The sequence below is a fragment of the Yersinia aleksiciae genome, from assembly GCF_001047675.1.
GTDB classification, from domain to species: domain Bacteria; phylum Pseudomonadota; class Gammaproteobacteria; order Enterobacterales; family Enterobacteriaceae; genus Yersinia; species Yersinia aleksiciae.
This window is the reverse complement of the sequence record NZ_CP011975.1, coordinates 1,208,993-1,230,632: the sequence shown is the minus strand read 5'-3', so window position 1 is coordinate 1,230,632 and position 21,640 is coordinate 1,208,993. Positions and strand designations below refer to the sequence as shown.

Here is a 21,640-nt window from a genome sequence, read left to right as displayed (position 1 = left end):
CAGTTTACCCTACACATCTCTTCCGTTTACAACTATTCTTATAAACCTACAATAAAGTTTTTAACCCATAACAGGTATGACCTTTATCAATGGGTTTGGCTTTATATCGTGGAGCAACAGAGTAAATAAGGAAGAAAAATGGGACTCAGAAGAAAGAGCGTTAAACCGATGCAAATCAATGATATTACCATTATTGATGACACCAAATTGAAGAAGGCGATTACCGCTGCGGCGCTGGGCAACGCCATGGAGTGGTTCGACTTTGGGGTGTATGGTTTCGTCGCATTCGCACTTGGTCAGGTATTTTTCCCCGGCGCTGATCCGGGTATCCAGATGATCGCCGCATTGGCCACTTTCTCGGTGCCTTTCCTGATTCGCCCCCTCGGCGGCCTATTTTTCGGGGCATTGGGTGACAAATATGGGCGGCAAAAAGTCCTCTCCGTCACCATCATTATTATGTCGGTCAGTACCTTCTGTATCGGCTTGATTCCCTCTTATGCCTCAATAGGCATTTGGGCACCCATACTGCTGTTATTGGCTAAACTGGCGCAGGGTTTCTCGGTCGGTGGTGAATATACCGGCGCCGCTATTTTTGTTGCCGAGTACTCACCAGACAGAAAACGCGGTTTCCTCGGCAGCTGGCTGGATTTTGGCTCTATCGCCGGTTTCGTTTTAGGGGCTGGCGTGGTGTTGCTGATTTCCAGTATCGTCGGAGAGGCCAAGTTCCTTGAGTGGGGATGGCGGATCCCATTCTTCATTGCTGCACCATTAGGACTCATTGGTATCTACTTGCGCCATGCACTTGAAGAGACGCCAACCTTCCAACAGCATGTGGATAAAATTGATCGTGACTCGCGCAACAGTATTGCCGAACCCCCTAAAGTCTCTTTCCGCGAGATTCTCACCAAGCAATGGAAGAACCTGACCATTTGTGTCGGCATCGTGATTGCGACCAATGTCACTTATTACATGCTACTGACCTATATGCCGAGCTACCTCTCCCATAGCTTGCACTACTCTGAAGATCATGGCGTCTTGATTATTATCGCCATCATGCTCGGGATGCTATTCGTCCAGCCCGTTATGGGGTTAATGAGTGATAGATATGGCCGAAAACCTTTTATTATTTTCGGCAGCGTCGGACTGTTTATTCTCGCGATCCCCTGCTTTATTCTGATTAATAGTGGCGTGATCGGTTTGATATTTTGTGGTTTGCTGATTTTGGCGATTTTACTCAACTGCTTTACCGGGGTGATGGCTTCCACATTACCCGCCATGTTCCCCACTCATATTCGTTATAGCGCCTTGGCCATTGCGTTTAATGTCTCGGTGCTGATTGCTGGTTTGACACCAACGGTAGCCGCCTGGTTGGTTGAAACCACGCAAGATCTCTTTATGCCCGCCTATTATCTGATGGTGGTCGCGCTTATTGGTCTGGTGACCGGGATATTTATGAAAGAGACGGCGAATAAGCCGCTGAAAGGGGCGACGCCAGCCGCGTCTGATCGGGCGGAAGCTAAAGAGATATTGCAGGAGCACCATGACCATATCGAGCAGAATATTGAAGATATTGATCAGCAAATAGCTGAGCTGGAGAAGAAGCGTAAAAATCTGATTGCTCAACATCCTGATATTGATTAGTCCGTATTGTGAGGAGTATCACAGGTTAAATTTGATTTAAATCAATAAAAACCATTTCTATACAATCACTTACCTTTCTATTCAAATCTGTCTTTGACCCTCCCCCAAGGGGAGGGCTTAGATTATTGCGACTATATTGACGTTATTACTCTTATCGAAAGGACCCTCACAATGAATAAGACCTTCGCTTCCGCTGCCCGACTGGCAATCGTCGCTTTAGCCGCCGTGACCTTCAGCCATTTTGCGTCCGCGCAATCAACTACCGGCGCTGAAAATGAATTTCTGGCGCAACAAGGTTTAGCCGGAAAAACCACTGAGCAGATGATTGAGGCAATTGATCAGTCAAAACAAGCGCGGCCTCTGCCTTATTCGGCATCGGTTACTGGCACCGAACTGAAATTATCGGATGGACAACAGCAATTCTCTTTCCCGCTGGGCGATAAATTTTATCTCTCATTTGCACCTTTCGTGAATCAAACTCACCCTTGCTTTAATCACAGTTTATCTGGTTGCCGTGGTGAAATGGCGGAGACGACCTTCGATGTCAAAATTACCGATAACGCAGGAAAAGTGATTTTGCAGGATAAGCTAACCAGTTATCAAAATGGCTTTATTGGGGTGTGGCTACCACGTAATACCGAAGGGACGATTGAAGTGAGTTACCAGGGGCTTAAGGCGGTATCACCTTTCGCCACCCATGCTGAGAGTCAAACCTGTATGACCACGCTACAACTGAAAAAATAGATCTCATCGGGATCGACTAACATGCAGTTTGGCTATGCCCCGCATACCATCGAGTTTGGTATTCGGGGTACTCTACCCAGTAAAAAACATTGACTTATTTAGTAAGTTTAACTGATGTTATTTCCCCTCGTGACCACCTGTCTCTTATTTGTATTATTTGCAATGCATAGAAATATAACTAATTCCTCTTTTATATCGGCTGAATGTGTGCTTTTACCTCTAAATTAAAATATTTGATTGAGTTGTTTTCTTAATGTTTTGTAGGAATGTTATCTTTATTTAAGTGAGAATATTCCTACTGATTTTGGGAATGTTCTCTTTTTATGAAAACAGAAATAAATACTTATGGCTACATAATTGCACTGTTTCAGTTTTAAAATTTAAAGTAACTCATTTCATAGGTTTTAATTCTGAAGAAGTGCATTGAATGTGGTGTTTAATTTTTATTAATTGACTTATTGCAAAATATTTCTTCGTTGGCGAGATCTTGTCCTAATATTTAAATGTCAGTATAAATAAAAAAGTGCTAACAAAATGCGCGACAGATAACTTTTATCTTCCCATTTTATAAAATTCGATAATAAAACAGATTTTATTATCGATGTGGCTTGCCACTTGTTTATCACTTCCCTATTTAGAAACGGAAATCGCTTATTTATGAAATCCTGATATAACAGATTATTTCTGTTGTATGGCTAAACATATGCGGTTTTTTTAATGTTTTTTTTAGCAAATATTATTTTGTTAAGGATCTATATGAATGAAATATTTAAAGTTATTTGGAATGTGTCGCTGAATATATGGATTGCAGTCGGTGAGTTTGCCAAAGGGAAAATAAAATCAAAAACGACCCGCCTGGTTTCCAACTCCCAATCTTCTTCTGATCTATCCGGTAAATCGCTCTCTGTCAAAATAAGCCTTTTAGCGGCCGCAGTGATGGGGGTATTTGGTATTCAACCTGCTTTTGCCATCAGTGCCGACGATTGTGCTGCTCTGGGGAGTAGCTGTGTTGCCGTGAGCACTGTAACCCAATTTAACGCGGCGCTCACCAGTGGGACTGCGACCACTATTTTGCTGCTGAACGATATTACAATGAGCGGTAATGTCACTGTTAACCAAGCCACGAGTAATCGCAAAGATCTCGTTATCGATGGCGGCGGCTTTACGCTGACAACCGGGACATCCTCGTTTGTATTTAATGCTCAGACTAACGCCAGTTGGGGTGGGCCTGGTTCCTTTACCCTATCCAATATGGCGGCGCTCACCTCCTCAACGGCATTAGGAAATACCGTTATCCAAATGGATGGGAGCACCAGTGCGGTTAATATTATTCTTAATGGTATTGGTAGCGTAAACGACAGTATGTTGGCGGTGCTGGGGGTTATGGGTTCTGGTGGCGCAGCGAACTTAAATAGTCAGTTGATTTTGGGTGATTTTATCAACCCTATTACCTTAACATTTGGTACTAACCATCAGTTAGCCCAAGCCAGTAAAATTAAATTTACGGGTCACTTTGATTTAACGGCAACAACAGGTTCTTTCCCGGCAGTATTTTGGAGCAACTCGGCTAATACCAACAGCCTAATCAATTTTAGTAGCACTGCTGATGTTTCCATTACCACACCGCTATTTACCAATGGTGCGGTGGGTAATGGTTTCTACCAATATACCTTGGAAGATGGCGCTAAATTTGCGTTAAATTCCGATCAGAATGTCTTTGGTGCGAGTAATAATGGTGCTCAGATTGGTAGCTATAGTGCGGTTACTGGCTTTGGCAGTGGCGCGGTATTACAGCTTGCCAACACTGCGGGTAATGCTTATACCTCGGGTAATGGTCTAACCAACGTGGGGGGGGGCAATACCGGTGGGATGGGGAATGGGGTGACTCAAAATGGTGATGTCATCTATAACCTGGCCGCTGATTCGAAAATTAATCTGTCTGCCGCCAGCAGCGTCGGTATTCTAGCGACCAAAACCGGAGCGGCCAATAGCGCAGGGGTATACATCAGCTCAGGTGCCACCATTAATGCGGTCACTGCGGGTATTACGGCGGCTCATGCGGGTGCCGGTAAGATTCTGTTGGAAAACAAAGCCGCAGGGACCATTACTGCGGCAACAGGGATATCTGCCACCAATACTGGCACAGCAACAATTGATGTCGTGAATAAAGGCATCATTAACAGCACATCGGCTGGTATCTCTGTCTCCTCGACTTCATCGCAAACCGTTAATGTTGATAATACTGGCGGTACTATCAATGCCAGCGCTGGAACGGGAATTAATGTTCTGTCTAATGCACTGTTGAACCTTGTAGGAGGGACAATCACCACTACGGGTGCCGCCAGCGGGCTGACATTTGCTGGCGTGGGTGGAAATCATGCATTGAATGACTTAATTTTGAATCTCAATGGGTCTGGAATTGCCTTCACCAAAGCTGCGGGCGTCAATCTGTTATTAAGCAACGTCATACTCAACACCGCGAATGCCACGGTGTTAACGAGTCTGGCCGGTTTGACTTTCGCCAGTAGTGCTAATGGCCGTAATGAGATTAATGTCACCGGTACCGGTACCGCGATTAGTACGGCTAACACCGACTTAACTGGCTGGAGTCCGGCAGCATTAGATATCACGGTTTCAGGTGCTGGAACCGGGATCAACGTCACTGGCGGTGGGGTTGATCTCTCCGGTGCTAATCTGAGTATTGATGTGACCAACGCTGGCGGTACCGGTTTGCAGATAACCGATGGTGCAGTGACCGCGACCACCATTGGCGCCAATACCCAGATCAACGCCACAGGTGCGACGGCGATTAATTTCACCGGAACAACCGCCAAGACATTCAATAACAATGGCACCATTAATGGTGCGGTGACCTTTGCTGGGACTGCTGCAAATATCATCAATAATAATTCGATACTAAACGGTACATTAACCACGGGTGCCGGTAACGATACCTTGTTACTGGGTAGCTCTTCGCAAAGTAATGGCGCGATTAATCTGGGGGCTGGAAATAATAACGTCACTATTCAAAACGGCGCTCGAGTCGCATCCATTACCACCGGTGCGGGCGATGATACCTTTACGATCAATAATATGACGTTGGGCAGTACCTATTTAGGTTCCCTGAATGCAGGTACTGGGACCAATACACTGAATATCAATGCGTCAACGGATACTTTGGCAACAGACACCTCCCTGCAAGGGTTTGCCAATATCAATCTGGCTAACAGCCAGATTACGCTGGCGTCTGACACTAACGTCGGTAGCGGTGCCATTAATATTGACGGCACCAGTGATCTGCTATTTGGCAGCACCTTCAATGGCACTCTGAATGCGTCATTAGGTCATGTCGCGACGGGGGATGGCTCGGCCATCGTCAATAGCGGGGCCAATGTTACGTTAAGCCAGGCGAGTACTTTTGCTGGGGATTGGCTGATCAATCAGAACGGTACTTTAAGTGCCAGCAACAGTAATCAGTTGGGTTCTACCGCGATTGCGCTGAATGGCATATTAAACCTGAATGAGGTGGCTGTTTTTAATAACGCGCTGACCGGTACAGGTATCCTCAATATTGTGCAAACTGGCAGTAACAACTTCAATTTTGACGCTAATACTGGCACCGCCTTTGGCGGTACGGTAGATATGCAAAACAGTGTCTTGATCCTGAGTGATAGCAACAGCAACACCAGTACACTGACCAATGCTACATTGGTGGCTTCTGCGGGTACCATAGTGTCGGTGGATAATAGTAATCAGGCGATCGGTAATTTCTACCTCAACGGTGGGACTGCTCTTTTTGGCCCTGGGAGCTTAATTACCACTGGCTCACTGGGTGTCATCAGTGACAGCACCATTCGTGTTGACTCCACGCTGAGTACTGGCGGGAATTTACTTGATCAGGATACTGACAGCTCAGCTCAGTTAATTAGCAGCGGCAATGTGCTGACGGCGGAGGAGTTGGCGCGACTGACCCTGCTAGATCTTGCCGGTAATAGCTTGGGTGATGGGACCAATAAAGACATTATTCAGGGCGGCAATACGGTGGCACAGGCCCTGTATAACTTTGCACTTTCGGGTGAGGGTGGCGGTTTAAGTGTGACCTCACTCTTGACCCAGTTGGAATTGCTGCTTGGGCAAAGTTTGACCCTCAGCTCTGCGGGCGCGGTGAATGGCGATGATACCTTAGTGGCGCAATTGACGGGTGCGGGCAATCTGATTATCGGCAGTGATAACAGCGAAATGACGCTGACTAATACCACTAACGATTACACTGGCAGTACCTCAGTGAATGGCGGCATTTTGAATTTGGGCAGCAATAATGCGCTGGGGGCAACTTCAGCCTTAAATACGGCGCTGAATACCCAAACCAATCTCAACGGCCACACTCAAACCGTGGGCGCACTGACCAACGCCGGAACCCTGACCTTGGGTAGTGGCGGGGTGCTCACCAGCAGCGGAGCACTGACCAACAGCAATACCCTGAATATCGCGGGTGGTACGCTAAACCTGAGTGCAGGCGGGACCTCCACCGCGACTGGCGGTTTAACCGGCAGTGGCGCGCTGAACATCAACGGCGGCGATTTGGCGATCAGTGGTGCGAACAGCGGCTTAAGCGGTCAGACTCTGATTGCTTCGGGAGCCTCTGCCACACTGAACGGCGCGGGAACCTTGGGCAGCAGTGCCATCAATGTGCTGGGTGATCTGAATCTGAACGGGGCCAATGCCGCATTTGGCAATGTGCTCAGTGGCAGCGGTGATATCAATACCAACGCGGCAGTCACCCTGACCGGCATTAACAGCTTCAGCGGCGCTCACCATATTGGCGCTGCCGGTGCGCTGACGGTAACGCAGGCCAGTAACCTCGGGGCCTCAACCGCCACGGTAGATCTGGAGACCGCCACCTCCCATCTGGTGCTGAACGGCCTCAGTGGTGCTGTGGCCAATGCCCTGAGCGGCGTGGCTGGCTCCACGGTGGATATCAACAATGGCGCAGCTGTCTCGCTCACGGGCAATAACAGTGGCTTCTCCGGTCAGTATGCCCTGGCGGACAGCAGCACACTGACGGTCGGCTCGACCAATAATCTCGGGGCGGCGGCCACTATTGCCCTGGCGGGTGCACAGGATATTCTGGCGCTGAGCGGCTTTAGCGGCAGCTTTACCAATGCCGTCACTGGCAACGGTATCTTGCAGGTCACCGACAGCAGCAATGTCACCCTGACCAGCAGTAACGACGTTGACAATGCCGTCACGGTGGATATCACCAATGCCACCCTGAATCTGGCTGATATCGCGCTGTTTGACCATGCGCTGACGGGCAGCGGCACCCTGAATATCGATACAGCTAATAACACCTTTAACTTTGGCAGTAATACCGGTACGGCATTCAGCGGTACCGTGGATATGCGGAACAGTGTTTTTTCCCTCAGCGGCGATAACACCAATACACTGAGCGGCGCCTCATTTGTTGCCTCTACAGGTGCCTCGATAGAGGTGGGCAGTGGCAACCAGACGCTCACTAATTTAGTCCTCAACGGCGGCACAGCTTCATTTGCCACTGGCAGTTTAATCACCACGGGTACATTGCTGGTGAGTGACAACAGCACGATCAAAGCGGATTCATCCCTGAGTACTGGCGGGAATTTACTTGATCAGGATACTGGCAGCTCAGCTCAGTTAATTAGCAGCGGCAATGTGCTGACGGCGGAGGAGTTGGCGCGACTGACCCTGCTAGATCTTGCCGGTAATAGCTTGGGTGATGGGACCAATAAAGACATTATTCAGGGCGGCAATACGGTGGCACAGGCCCTGTATAACTATGCACTTTCGGGTGAGGGTGGCGGTTTAAGCATCACCACCATGCTGACCCAGTTGGAATTGCTGCTTGGGCAAAGTTTAACCCTCAGCTCTGCGGGCGCGGTGAATGGCGATGATACCTTAGTGGCGCAATTGACGGGTGCGGGCAATCTGATTATCGGCAGTGATAACAGCGAAATGACGCTGACTAATACCACTAACGATTACACTGGCAGTACCTCAGTGAATGGCGGCATTTTGAATTTGGGCAGCAATAATGCGCTGGGGGCAACTTCAGCCTTAAATACGGCGCTGAATACCCAAACCAATCTCAACGGCCACACTCAAACCGTGGGCGCACTGACCAACGCCGGAACCCTGACTTTGGGTACTGGCGGGGTGCTCACCAGCAGCGGAGCACTGACTAACAGCAATACCCTGAATATCGCGGGTGGTACGCTAAACCTGAGTGCAGGCGGGACCTCCACCGCGACTGACGGCTTAACCGGCAGTGGCGCGCTGAACATCAACGGCGGCGATTTGGCGATCAGTGGCGCGAACAGCGGCTTAAGCGGCCAGACTCTGATTGCTTCGGGAGCCTCTGCCACACTGAACGGCGCGGGAACCTTGGGCAGCAGTGCCATCAATGTGCTGGGTGATCTGAATCTGAACGGGGCCAATGCCGCATTCGGCAATGTGCTCAGTGGCAGCGGTGATATCAATACCAACGCGGCAGTCACCCTGACCGGCATTAACAGCTTCAGCGGCGCTCACCATATTGGCGCTGCCGGTGCACTGACGGTAACGCAGGCCAGTAACCTCGGGGCCTCAACCGCCACGGTAGATCTGGAGACCGCCACCTCCCATCTGGTGCTGAACGGCCTCAGTGGTGCTGTGGCCAATGCCCTGAGCGGCGTGGCTGGCTCCACGGTGGATATCAATAATGGCGCAGCTGTCTCGCTCACGGGCAATAACAGTGGCTTCTCCGGTCAGTATGCCCTGGCGGACAGCAGCACACTGACAGTCGGCTCGACCAATAATCTCGGGGCGGCGGCCAGCATTGCTCTGGCAGGCGCACAGGATATTCTGGCGCTGAGCGGCTTTAGCGGCACCTTTACCAATACTGTCACTGGCAACGGTATCTTGCAGGTCACCGACAGCAGCAATGTCACCCTGACCAGCAGTAACGACGTTGACAATGCCGTCACGGTGGATATCACCAATGCCACCCTGAATCTGGCTGATATCGCGCTGTTTGACCACGCACTGACGGGCAGCGGCACCCTGAATGTGGCGAAAAACGATGCCAGCACGGCATTCGATTTTGGCTCTTCAGTGGGCGGCGCGTTTAGCGGCATGGTGAATCTGACGAACTCGACCTTTGCGCTGAGTGCGGGTAACACCGCCGCGCTGGCGAATGCCACACTGCAACTCTCAGCCAATAACGTCACCACGGTCGGCACGGACGATCGCACACTGCACGGCTTAGATCTAAGCGGTGGCACCCTGATCTTTGACGGGGCCGCACCACAGTCGCAGGCCAGCGGCGTAGTGACGGTGACGGATCTGGCGCTGAACAGCGGCACCATCAGTGTCACCGGCACCGACAGTTGGACGAACCAGAACCCAGCCATTGCGCCGAATGTGTCGATCCTCGATCAAGATCGCGGCGATATTATGCTGGAGCTGATTAATGCCAACAGTGTGACCGGCAGTGCTAATGATCTGGATCTGATGATCAACGGCACCTCCGTCACCTCCGGTACGCAAGGCGTGATCTCCTCCATCTTGCAGGGCGGGACGGCGGTGGCTAATGCCACCCATAATTACGGCCTGACCAGCAGCAACGGCAGCGGCGGCACGGGTTTGTATGTCAATTACAGCCTGAGCGCACTGGCGCTGTTAACTGACGATGCCGATGCCTTGTTACTGGCAACGGACAGCAGCGCGAGCTCGAATAAAGTGCTGAATGCACTGGTATCGGGTGTTGGCGGCTTGCAGATTGATGCCACCAATGGGGCATTAACGCTGGCGAACGGCAATAACAGCTATCAGGGCAAGACCAGGGTTAATGGCGGTGAGCTGATTCTGGGGGCGAACGGTGCTTTCGGCGCGACGTCACTGCTGGATATCGCCAGCGGTGCCAGCGCCAATATTAACGGCCACACTCAAACCGTGGGCGCACTGACCAACGCCGGAACCCTGACTTTGGGTACTGGCGGGGTGCTCACCAGCAGCGGAGCACTGACCAACAGCAATACCCTGAATATCGCGGACGGTACGCTGAACCTGAGTGCAGGCGGGACCTCCACCGCGACTGACGGCTTAACCGGCAGTGGCGCGCTGAACATCAACGGCGGCGATTTGGCGATCAGTGGCGCGAACAGCGGCTTAAGCGGTCAGACTCTGATTGCTTCGGGAGCCTCTGCCACACTGAACGGCGTGGGAACCTTGGGCAGCAGTGCCATCAATGTGCTGGGTGATCTGAATCTGAACGGGGCCAATGCCGCATTTGGCAATGTGCTCAGTGGCAGCGGTGATATCAATACCAACGCGGCAGTCACCCTGACCGGCATCAACAGCTTCAGCGGCGCTCACCATATTGGCGCTGCCGGTGCACTGACGGTAACGCAGGCCAGTAACCTTGGGGCCTCAACCGCCACGGTAGATCTGGAGACCGCCACCTCCCATCTGGTGCTGAACGGCCTCAGTGGTGCTGTGGCTAATGCCCTGAGCGGCGTGGCTGGCTCCACGGTGGATATCAACAATGGCGCAGCTGTCTCGCTCACGGGCAATAACAGTGGCTTCTCCGGCCAGTATGCCCTGGCGGACAGCAGCACACTGACGGTCGGCTCGACCAATAATCTCGGGGTGGCGGCCACTATTGCCCTGGCAGGTGCACAGGATATTCTGGCGCTGAGCGGCTTTAGCGGCAGCTTTACCAATGCCGTCACTGGCAACGGTATCTTGCAGGTCACCGACAGCAGCAATGTCACCCTGACCAGCAGTAACGACGTTGACAATGCCGTCACGGTGGATATCACCAATGCCACCCTGAATCTGGCTGATATCGCGCTGTTTGACCACGCGCTGACGGGCAGCGGCACCCTGAATGTGGCGAAAAACGATGCCAGCACGGCATTCGATTTTGGCTCTTCAGTGGGCGGCGCGTTTAGCGGCATGGTGAATCTGACGAACTCGACCTTTGCGCTGAGTGCGGGTAACACCGCCGCGCTGGCGAATGCCACACTGCAACTCTCAGCCAATAACGTCACCACGGTCGGCACGGACGATCGCACACTGCACGGCTTAGATCTAAGCGGTGGCACCCTGATCTTTGACGGGGCCGCACCACAGTCGCAGGCCAGCGGCGTAGTGACGGTGACGGATCTGGCGCTGAACAGCGGCACCATCAGTGTCACCGGCACCGACAGTTGGACGAACCAGAACCCAGCCATTGCGCCGAATGTGTCGATCCTCGATCAAGATCGCGGCGATATTATGCTGGAGCTGATTAATGCCAACAGTGTGACCGGCAGTGCTAATGATCTGGATCTGATGATCAACGGCACTTCCGTCACCTCCGGTACGCAAGGCGTGATCTCCTCCATCTTGCAGGGCGGGACGGCGGTGGCTAATGCCACCCATAACTACGGCCTGACCAGCAGCAACGGCAGCGGCGGCACGGGTTTGTATGTCAATTACAGCCTGAGCGCACTGGCGCTGTTAACTGACGATGCCGATGCCTTGTTACTGGCAACGGACAGCAGCGCGAGCTCGAATAAAGTGCTGAATGCACTGGTATCGGGTGTTGGCGGCTTGCAGATTGATGCCACCAATGGGGCATTAACGCTGGCGAACGGCAATAACAGCTATCAGGGCAAGACCAGGGTTAATGGCGGTGAGCTGATTCTGGGGGCGAACGGTGCTTTCGGCGCGACGTCACTGCTGGATATCGCCAGCGGTGCCAGCGCCAATATTAACGGCCACACTCAAACCGTGGGCGCACTGACCAACGCCGGAACCCTGACTTTGGGTAGTGGCGGGGTGCTCACCAGCAGCGGAGCACTGACCAACAGCAATGCCCTGAATATCGCGGGTGGTACGCTAAACCTGAGTGCAGGCGGGACCTCCACCGCGACTGGCGGTTTAACCGGCAGTGGCGCGCTGAACATCAACGGCGGCGATTTGGCGATCAGTGGTGCGAACAGCGGCTTAAGCGGTCAGACTCTGATTGCTTCGGGAGCCTCTGCCACACTGAACGGCGCGGGAACCTTGGGCAGCAGTGCCATCAATGTGCTGGGTGATCTGAATCTGAACGGGGCCAATGCCGCATTTGGCAATGTGCTCAGTGGCAGCGGTGATATCAATACCAACGCGGCAGTCACCCTGACCGGCATTAACAGCTTCAGCGGCGCTCACCATATTGGCGCTGCCGGTGCGCTGACGGTAACGCAGGCCAGTAACCTCGGGGCCTCAACCGCCACGGTAGATCTGGAGACCGCCACCTCCCATCTGGTGCTGAACGGCCTCAGTGGTGCTGTGGCCAATGCCCTGAGCGGCGTGGCTGGCTCCACGGTGGATATCAACAATGGCGCAGCTGTCTCGCTCACGGGCAATAACAGTGGCTTCTCCGGTCAGTATGCCCTGGCGGACAGCAGCACACTGACGGTCGGCTCGACCAATAATCTCGGGGCGGCGGCCAGCATTGCTCTGGCAGGCGCACAGGATATTCTGGCGCTGAGCGGCTTTAGCGGCACCTTTACCAATACTGTCACTGGCAACGGTATCTTGCAGGTCACCGACAGCAGCAATGTCACCCTGACCAGCAGTAACGACGTTGACAATGCCGTCACGGTGGATATCACCAATGCCACCCTGAATCTGGCTGATATCGCGCTGTTTGACCACGTGCTGACGGGCAGCGGCACCCTGAATGTGGCGAAAAACGATGCCAGCACGGCATTCGATTTTGGCTCTTCAGTGGGCGGCGCGTTTAGCGGCATGGTGAATCTGCAAAATAGCACCTTCAATATCGATGGACTGAATACATCGGCCTTGACGAATGCCACGCTGAAATTATCCAGCGGTAGCCTGGCCGCAGTGGCTGATGGCGTACAGAATATCGGTGGGCTGGCGCTTAATGGCGGTACGCTGCTGTTCAATAATCTGGTGGATAACTCAGGTGTCATCAGTTCATTAGGGACTATCGCGGCGAATAGCATCAATACTACCGGTGGCGGTATTGTTCGGGTTAATTTACCGACGAATGTCACGCCGGATATTACGGGTTTATCAGTGATGCAGTTGGATGAAGGGGAGATCATCGTGACTCTGGCGTCCGGCGCTGCAACAGGGACAGGGCATGAACTGACCTTAACTGATGAGTTTGGTGACCCGCTAAGCGCCACTGTTTACCAATCTATCTCTAACCCAGGTGCACTTTCACCTGCGGCAATGGGCTCGTTCAATTACGGCCTGACCACTGGGACAGGTTTTGATGGGTTGTACGTCAATTATGGCTTGAGTGCATTGGAACTGTTAGCTGTGGGTGATGACGCACTGATATTGACCGCAACCTTAGGGAACAATGGCACGCAGGCCAATGATCTCTCCGCTCAGGTGACGGGCAGTGGCGATCTGGCCTTTGTCTCCGCAAATGACGGCAGCGTTGCGTCATTATCGAATTCGACCAACAGCTATACCGGTGCAACATGGGTCCGTTCAGGCAATGTCCGTCTGGCAGCAGATTCAGCACTGGGGCAAACCTCTCTGCTGGCGATGAGCACGGCGACCAACGTGGATCTCAACGGCACTCAGCAGACCGTGGGCCAGTTAGCTACCGAAACGGGCAGCACACTAGACTTCAATAGCGGCAAGTTAACCGTCACTAATGGGGGTCAGGTTGATGGTGCACTGACAGGCCGTGGTGAGCTGGATCTGATCGGCGGTTTACTGAGTATCACCCAAGGTAATAGCGGCTTTACTGGCAGCACTGACATTGCCAGTGGCGCGACGGCCCATCTGTATCAGGTCCAAGGGCTAGGCTCGGGGGCCATTAACAACAACGGCCTGCTGAATCTGGATAATACCCGTGGGCTGCTGCTGAATTCACTGGCGGGTAGCGGCAATGTCCAGCTTACCAACAGCGCCAATGTGCAGTTGGCCGCTGACAATAACGGCTACTCGGGCTTATTCACCACCGATGCCGGGACGGTGTTGACCGCCAATAATGCTGGAAATCTGGGGAGCAGCAGTGTCGCCAACAGCGGCGAGTTGATCTTGGATACGGCATCCGTCTGGAACTTAACCAACAGCATCAGCGGTACGGGGACTTTGGTTAAACGTGGCAGCGGCACGGTTAACATTGACAGTGGTACGGTCAGTGCCAGCTTGACGACGATTGAAAACGGCTTGCTGCAACTGGGCAGTACAGCGCCTACGTTGGCCCTGATAGTGAATGAGTCACCTTTGGCCCGTTCATTGGTAGGCACATTGGCGTCGAATGCCGTCAATCTGGTCAGTGATGTGCTGATTACCACCACCGGCTCCTTAGGTGGATATGGTCAAGTGACCGGGAATGTGGAGAACCGTGGCAATCTGATTATGCCAAATGCTTTAACCGGCGGCGCTTTCGGCACCTTCACTATTGATGGCAATTATACTGGCGACAACGGCACTGTGGTCTTTAACACCATTTTAGCGGGCGACTCATCCATCACCGATCGACTGGTGATCACTGGCAACACCGCTGGGCAGAGTTTTGTCACGGTGAACAATATTGGTGGTAATGGTGCGCGAACCTCTGAGGGCATCAAAATCATCGATGTCGGTGGCGATTCTGCTGGCCAGTTTACCCTGAATGGCCGTGCTGTGGCGGGTGCCTATGAGTACTTCCTGTATCAAGGCGGTGTCAGTTCACCAACTGATGGTGACTGGTATCTGCGCACGCAAGCAGATGAGCGTCGCCCAGAACCGGCAAGCTATACCGCGAACCTGGCGGCAGCGAACACGATGTTTGTCAGCAGCTTGGCTGATCGCTCCGGTGAAACACTCTATACCGATGTCATTACCGGTGAACAGAAAAGCACCAGTCTGTGGTTACGCAATGAGGGCAGCCATAACCGCTCCCGTGATGACAGTGGTGAGCTGAAAACGCAGGATAACCGCTATGTGATGCAGTTGGGCGGTGATGTGGCGCAATGGAGCCGCAACACACAAGATCTGTGGCGCGTCGGGGTGATGGCAGGTTATGCCAACAGCAGCAGTTCATCTGTGGCACAAGGTACGGGTTATCGCTCAACGGGCTCGGTCGATGGCTACAGTGTCGGCATGTACGGCACGTGGTTTGCCGAAGGGCAAGAGCAGACCGGTGCTTATGTCGACTCTTGGTTGCAGTACAGCTGGTTTAATAACCAGGTGAGTGGCGAGGGCTTAACGACCGAGAAGTATGACTCGAAAGGGTTCACCGCATCGGTTGAGAGTGGCTATGCCTTCAAAGTGGGTCAGAGCGCTAAGCAAAATTACTTTATTCAGCCAAAAGCTCAAGTGGTGTGGATGGGGGTAAAAGCCGATTCTCATACCGAGACGAATGGTACGGTTGTGACCGGAGAAGGGAATAACAATATCCAAACACGTCTGGGTGTGAAGGCCTTTATCAGCCCAATCCCGAGCGCCGATAAAGCCAATACGCCAGCGTTTAAGCCTTATGTTGAAACTAACTGGATCCATAACACCAAAGATTTCGGCACCACACTTGATGGGATGACCGTGAAACAAGCGGGGGCCGCCAATGTCGCTGAACTGAAGCTGGGGGTTGAAGGCCAGATCAATAAGCAGCTGAATCTGTGGGGTAATGTGGGCCAGCAAGTGGGTAACAATGGCTACAGCGACAGCAGTATCGCGTTAGGGGTTAAATATAATTTCTAACTGAAATCAGTGGGATGCATTATCAACGGCACATATCATCCGGTATGTGCCGTTTTTTATGATCAGAATTTGCTCAATCCAGAGACTCTTCCTGCACTTCCAGCACATGGTAGGCCGTTGAGCAGAACAGCGAGTTTAGGCGCTTCATATCCCCTAACAGCCCCATATGTAGGCTGCTGGTTTCAATGCTCAGGACGTTCTGCTGATGCAGGCGTTCGACGTGGGCATGGGAGTAGCGGCGGTTTAGCAAGCGGAAGCGATGCTTGGCACGGCGCAGGCGTTTGGCATTATTGATATCACGGGATAAGAATACCGACATGCCTAAGTCCAGATTTGCTACCAGCCGGGTATGCAGGGTGCTTAGCTCATCAAATCCCTCGGCAGAAAATGGCTTGTGAGCATTGAGGGATTTAGCAGCCACATCGGCGCTCATGCGGCCAATAATCTCACCTGCCTGCTGGAGATTGACGGCAGTATCGATGATTTCCGCCCAGCGGCGTGAATCAATCTCACCCAACTCATCTTGCTGAATTTGCGCCAAATATAACTTAATCGCGCTATACAGCATGTCCACTTCATCTTCCAGCAAACTCACTTCATGTTTTTGCTGCTTATTGCCTTCGAGCACCTCTTTGAAGCGGAAGAGCATTTGCTCCAACACATCGCCCATACGTAGGGTCTCCCGCACGGCGTTAGCGAGGGCCAGTGAGGGGGTATCGATGGCGGTAATATCCAGATAGCGTGGCGCGAAAGGTTGCGCGGTGCTTGGGGCATCACTGACCAGACGGTTACAGATTCGTGCCATCACTTCCACCAATGGCAGCATCAGTAAACAGCGCAGCAGGTTATAGAATACGTGGAAGTAAATGACCACTTCGGCGGCAGGGAGGTTCTGACCGAGCAACCATGGCGTTAAGGTATTGACCCATGGCAGCACCAAAATGCAGCCGACCACTTTAAATAATAAGCTCCCCAACACCACTTGTCGGGAGATGGCATTCTGCCCACGGCTGCTGATCAGGGCCAGTAAACCGCTACCGAGATTCGAGCCGATCACAATGCACAGGGCGATATTCAGCGGCACTAAGCCGGTGGTGGCCAGTGTGGCGGTTAGCAGGACAGCGGCCAGACTGGAATAACTGATCATGGCGAACAGCGCGCCAATCAATAATGCCAAAATGGTATCGCCGGTCAGGGAGGAGAAAATAGCCTGTACGGCGGTGGCCTGCGTAATCGGCCCGGCGGAGGTGACAATCAGTTGCAGCGCCAGAATAATCAGCCCAAGGCCAATCCCCACGCGTCCCATCTGCCCGATACGGGCTTTACGCTGCCCGAGGAAGGTAATCACCCCGATTAAAATTAGCAAGGGCGATAGCCAAGAGAGATCGAAGGTCAGCACTCGCGCCATCAGCGCAGTGCCGACATCGGCACCTAACATAATCACTAGGGCGGGCGACAGTGAAATCAACCCCTGCGAGACAAAAGAGATCACCAGCAGCGCGGTGGCATTGCTGCTTTGTACCAGTGCCGTTACACCAATACCAGCAATAAACGCGGTGGGTTTTTTCTGGATACTGGCACTCAGAATTCGGCGCAAATCAGCGCCATAAACCCGCATGATGCCGGTACGGACGATGTGTGTACCCCAAACTAGCAGGGCGACGGAAGAGAGCAGGTGAAGCAGTGTCAGCATAGTTAATCTCAGTTGTGGTAAGACTACAGTCTTACACTGATTTAAGTCAGATCCTATTTAAGCTGGGGCCGCCCGACAGCAGAAAAGCCCCAAGATGGATAGATATGATAGTTGATATCGGTCTAACAGCGGTGTAACCAGACTAACGATAACAGCTTAGAGCCTGATACAGGGTATCCAAGAGCTTTTTATTATCAACCGTTTGCAGTATTTTAGCGGGTTTGCCCTGTGGGGCCGGAACGCCCACATTCAACCGCAGGCTCTCTGGACTGAAACGCAAGGTCATGCCACGGGTCAGCGCCCCTTCCAGTGCGACATCAAGGTAGTCACGGGTGGTGGTCACGATGCTTTTATCCAGCAACCAGGCGACCACCAGGGCATCATGTACCCAACACCCCGGCAGTTGGCGAGTTTGCATTGAATAGCTGATCCACGGGCGGAGAGTCTCCACCAGATAACGGCTAAGCGGTGAGTCAATTTGCGCGATGTTATCCAAATCCTGATGCAGTAGTTGGGTCTGGGTGGTGACATCCAAAGGCGCGAGCGTGATATTGGCACCGCTGGTCAGTACCACATGGGCCGCTTCAGGATCGAGACCAAAATTGGTGTCTTTCAGGTAGCCATCGACATTAAAGACCCCGCCCATGATCGCAATTTCGGCTACTGATGAGGCCAATTGCGGATAAAGCTGCATCGCGTGGGCGATATTGGTTAGCGGGCCGATAGCCACCAAGGTTATCTCGCCGGGGTTATTGCAGATGAGTTCACCGATGGCATGGGCCGCCAGCGGTGCTGTTGGTGCTACCACTGGAGGGCGCGGTGTGTGCTGCCACAGTGCGGTTAATCCACTTTGGGTTGCGCCATTATCCAGTTTGTTACGCCAAGGGGCGGCCGGTTCAACCAGCGCCTGCGAGGCTCCACGAATAATGGGGATACTCAATCCCAGACGCTTGACTAAATCATGGGCAACAGAGAATCCCACCTCGCTTGGGGTGTTACCCGCCACGATGGTGATCAACTCTAAGCTTATTTCCGGGGCCGCGATGGCGAGTGCCAGTGCTAAACCATCATCGACATTAGCGCCGGGTACGCCATTTCCTGGGTCACAATCAATAATTAAACGCATATTTTTTATCTTTTTTATGTTGGAAACTAATCTTTTTTACTGCGGGAGCAGCCGCAGGATTCACCGAGTTGCAGTGAAAAATTGAATTCGTGAATCGCCGGTGCGCCCGTCCAGTTTTTCAGCATGTCGATCGCGGTTTTCGCCATCGCGTCTACCGGCTGGCGTACGGTGGTCAATGACGGCACGTTATATTCAGATTCGATGGTGCCGTTAAAGCAGATAAGCGCCAGATCTTTGGGTGCCGTCAGATTGTGTTCGGCCATGGCCCGCAGGCAGCCAAACGCCTGTAATTCATTGGTGGTAAATAGGGCTTGTGGCAGCGGCCCTTTTAGCATCTGCTGTGCCGCCTGATAACCACCGGGGCGGGTGTAGCTGGTGGCGAAAATCCACTCATTGCGCACCGGCAATCCAGCCTGTAGCAAGGCATCGCGCCATCCATTCACCCTATCTTGAGTATTAAGCATATCCAGCGGACCGCAAATAATGGCGATTTCACGATAGCCATGCTCAATCAGATGTTGGGTCGCCTGAAACGCCGCCGCGCGCTCATCTACTCGAATGGCACAGACTTGCTGCGTAGGGTCGACTCTATCGAGCATCACAAAGGGCGTGCCAGTAGACTGAATTAATTCGATATAGGGATGACGGTCGACACTGGTATACAGCAAGCCATCAACCTGACGAAGCAGCAGATTATTAATCAGTTCGAGTTCACGCTGACGAGAGTCGCCGGCGTCGCCCAGCAACAACACTTGCCCGTTAGTAAAGGCTTCACGTTGCAGGGCATGGGCCATCGAAGAGATAAAAGGGTTGGAGATATTGGGGACCACCAGCCCATAGGTTTTAGTGGTGCCAGACGCCAATGCTCTGGCAATGCCATTGGGACGGTAACCGGTTTTTTCGATGGCATCCAGCACGCGCTGTTTAGTGAGTTCAGCGACCGGACGCGGCCCGTTATTAATGACATAACTTACCACGGCGACAGAGGTACCTGCTTCGCGGGCCACATCAGAACGTGTAGTACGGTTGACCAAAGTTACCTACTTAATCTGAAGATAGATGCCAAACATCCCTGAAGGGTAGATCCAAGGGGAAATCCCCGGTAAAGCGGGTGGTAAACTCACTTTACCGTGAAAGGCAGGCAATTTCTGTATTAAATCTCATACTTCAAGCTGCGCGTGCGTTGGCTACATTTGTGACTCAGCCCATCCATGGGCCTCGGTATTAAATCGCATCTTCTGGCAGATTGAGGTCACGTCCGCGTGTCTCAGGGGCAAAGAAGGTGGTGACAAAACCGATTCCCGCCATGACAGCAAAGTACAGGGCGATTGGCCACCAGTGACCGGTGAAGGTCAACATGGCAGCGGCCATCAATGGGGCCGTGCCGCCGGACAAAATGGAGCCTAGCTCTTTCGCTACGGCCATCTTGGTGTAGCGGTTAGTCACGCCAAACAGCTCAACGCCCCACGCCGCTTGCACGCCGAAGATCCCCAGTGATGCCAAACCCATACCGACAATAATGGTACCCATCACGATAATGGGCTCGCGGGTTTCCAGCAGCATAAATGCCGGGAACGCATAGATAATCAGTAACAGGCAGAACCAGCGATAGGTGATCCGGCGACCAAAACGATCCGACAGATAACCCGCCAGTGGGATGATCAGGAAGCCCAGGCAGGAGGCGATAAACACCGCCATGGTCGGCACTGATTTATCGACCATCAGCACTTTGGCGACATAACCAATCATAAAGCCCTGCGCCAGATAGGAGGGGCCGTTCTCGCCGATACGCAAGCCCACCATGATCCAGAAGGATTTACTACGCTGCCAGAAGCTGCGGTTATCCACTTCTGCCACGTGCTCACGACCCAGCGCCAGTGCTTGTTGACGCTGCTGTTCCAGCACCCGCTTTTGGCGCTCAAAGACCGGGCTTTCACGCATATGACGGCGAATAAACAGTGCGGCACCGGCGATTAAGATGCTGGAGAGGAACGGAATACGCCAGCCCCAATCAAGCAAGCTCTGTTTGTCCATCTGCAACACTAACAACCAAACCAGCGCTGCCAGCAAGGTGCCGCTGTTAGAGCCTAAAGCAATAATTGAAGAGACCAGACCGCGCCTTTTAGCAGGGGCATACTCCCCTAACATTACCGCACCGCCAGAGAGTTCAGCCCCAGCGCCCAACCCTTGCATAAAGCGTAAAAAGGCCAAGGTGGCAGGTGCCCATAGGCCAATAGACGCATAACTTGGGATTAAACCAATGAGGGTAGTGGATGCCCCCATCAAGGTGATGGTGGTAATCATCACCACTTTCCGGCCCTTGCGGTCACCTAATCTGCCAAACAACAGTGCGCCAATGGGGCGAGCAATGAAGCCGACGGAGTAGGTCGCAAAGCTGGATAACAAGGCGATCGCGGGTGTTGCTTCAGGGAAGAAGACATCACCAAATATTATGCCAGCAGCTAAACCATAGAGTGCGAAGTCTGCATACTCCATGGCGGTGCCGAGCCAGCATGAAAAGGTTGCGCGCCAAAAATCTTTGCGACCTTCGGGCGTAGCCAGACGCTCTTCCGCAGCCATGCTCTCTGATGGAGCATTGTCTGCCGTCGAGCTATTGAGTGAAGTCATTAAAAAGGTTCCCCTGGTGTTGAAGCATCATGTTCACGCATTAATGTTTGTTTATTCGCCTGGCACTCAGCCACTGAGATAAGCGG

Annotated in this window: 7 protein-coding genes; 3 read left to right on the top strand and 4 right to left on the bottom strand. The window is 52.6% G+C overall.

Going from position 1 to position 21,640, the window contains the following annotated elements; all coding sequences use genetic code 11:
• Window positions 1-138 precede the first annotated feature (138 nt).
• From proP to ACZ76_RS05655, 3 genes are all read left to right on the top strand, one after another.
• On the top strand, window positions 139-1,641 hold the full coding sequence (proP, locus tag ACZ76_RS05665; protein WP_048617592.1) for a glycine betaine/L-proline transporter ProP: 1,503 nt from the start codon (window positions 139-141) through the stop codon (window positions 1,639-1,641).
• 171 nt (window positions 1,642-1,812) lie between these two features.
• On the top strand, window positions 1,813-2,385 hold the full coding sequence (cueP, locus tag ACZ76_RS05660; RefSeq protein ID WP_048617590.1) for a copper-binding periplasmic metallochaperone CueP: 573 nt from the start codon (window positions 1,813-1,815) through the stop codon (window positions 2,383-2,385).
• A 756-nt stretch (window positions 2,386-3,141) separates the two neighbouring features.
• Entirely contained in the window at window positions 3,142-16,107 is a 12,966-nt protein-coding gene (locus tag ACZ76_RS05655; protein ID WP_048617588.1) for an autotransporter outer membrane beta-barrel domain-containing protein, read from the top strand.
• 73 nt (window positions 16,108-16,180) lie between these two features.
• Here ACZ76_RS05655 and ACZ76_RS05650 read toward each other — a convergent pair whose 3' ends face one another.
• The 4 genes from ACZ76_RS05650 to ACZ76_RS05635 all read right to left on the bottom strand — a co-directional run bounded on the left by ACZ76_RS05650 (window position 16,181) and on the right by ACZ76_RS05635 (window position 21,554).
• Window positions 16,181-17,800: a Na/Pi cotransporter family protein gene (locus tag ACZ76_RS05650; protein ID WP_048617585.1), complete on the bottom strand. Its 1,620-nt coding sequence runs from the start codon at window positions 17,798-17,800 to the stop codon at window positions 16,181-16,183.
• A gap of 142 nt (window positions 17,801-17,942) precedes the next feature.
• On the bottom strand, window positions 17,943-18,926 hold the full coding sequence (locus ACZ76_RS05645) for a nucleoside hydrolase (RefSeq protein WP_048617583.1): 984 nt from the start codon (window positions 18,924-18,926) through the stop codon (window positions 17,943-17,945).
• A gap of 26 nt (window positions 18,927-18,952) precedes the next feature.
• Complete coding sequence (locus tag ACZ76_RS05640) at window positions 18,953-19,960, bottom strand: LacI family DNA-binding transcriptional regulator (RefSeq protein WP_048617581.1); 1,008 nt, start codon at window positions 19,958-19,960, stop codon at window positions 18,953-18,955.
• 190 nt (window positions 19,961-20,150) lie between these two features.
• Complete coding sequence (locus tag ACZ76_RS05635; protein WP_048617578.1) at window positions 20,151-21,554, bottom strand: MFS transporter; 1,404 nt, start codon at window positions 21,552-21,554, stop codon at window positions 20,151-20,153.
• Between the last annotated feature and the right edge of the window lie 86 nt (window positions 21,555-21,640).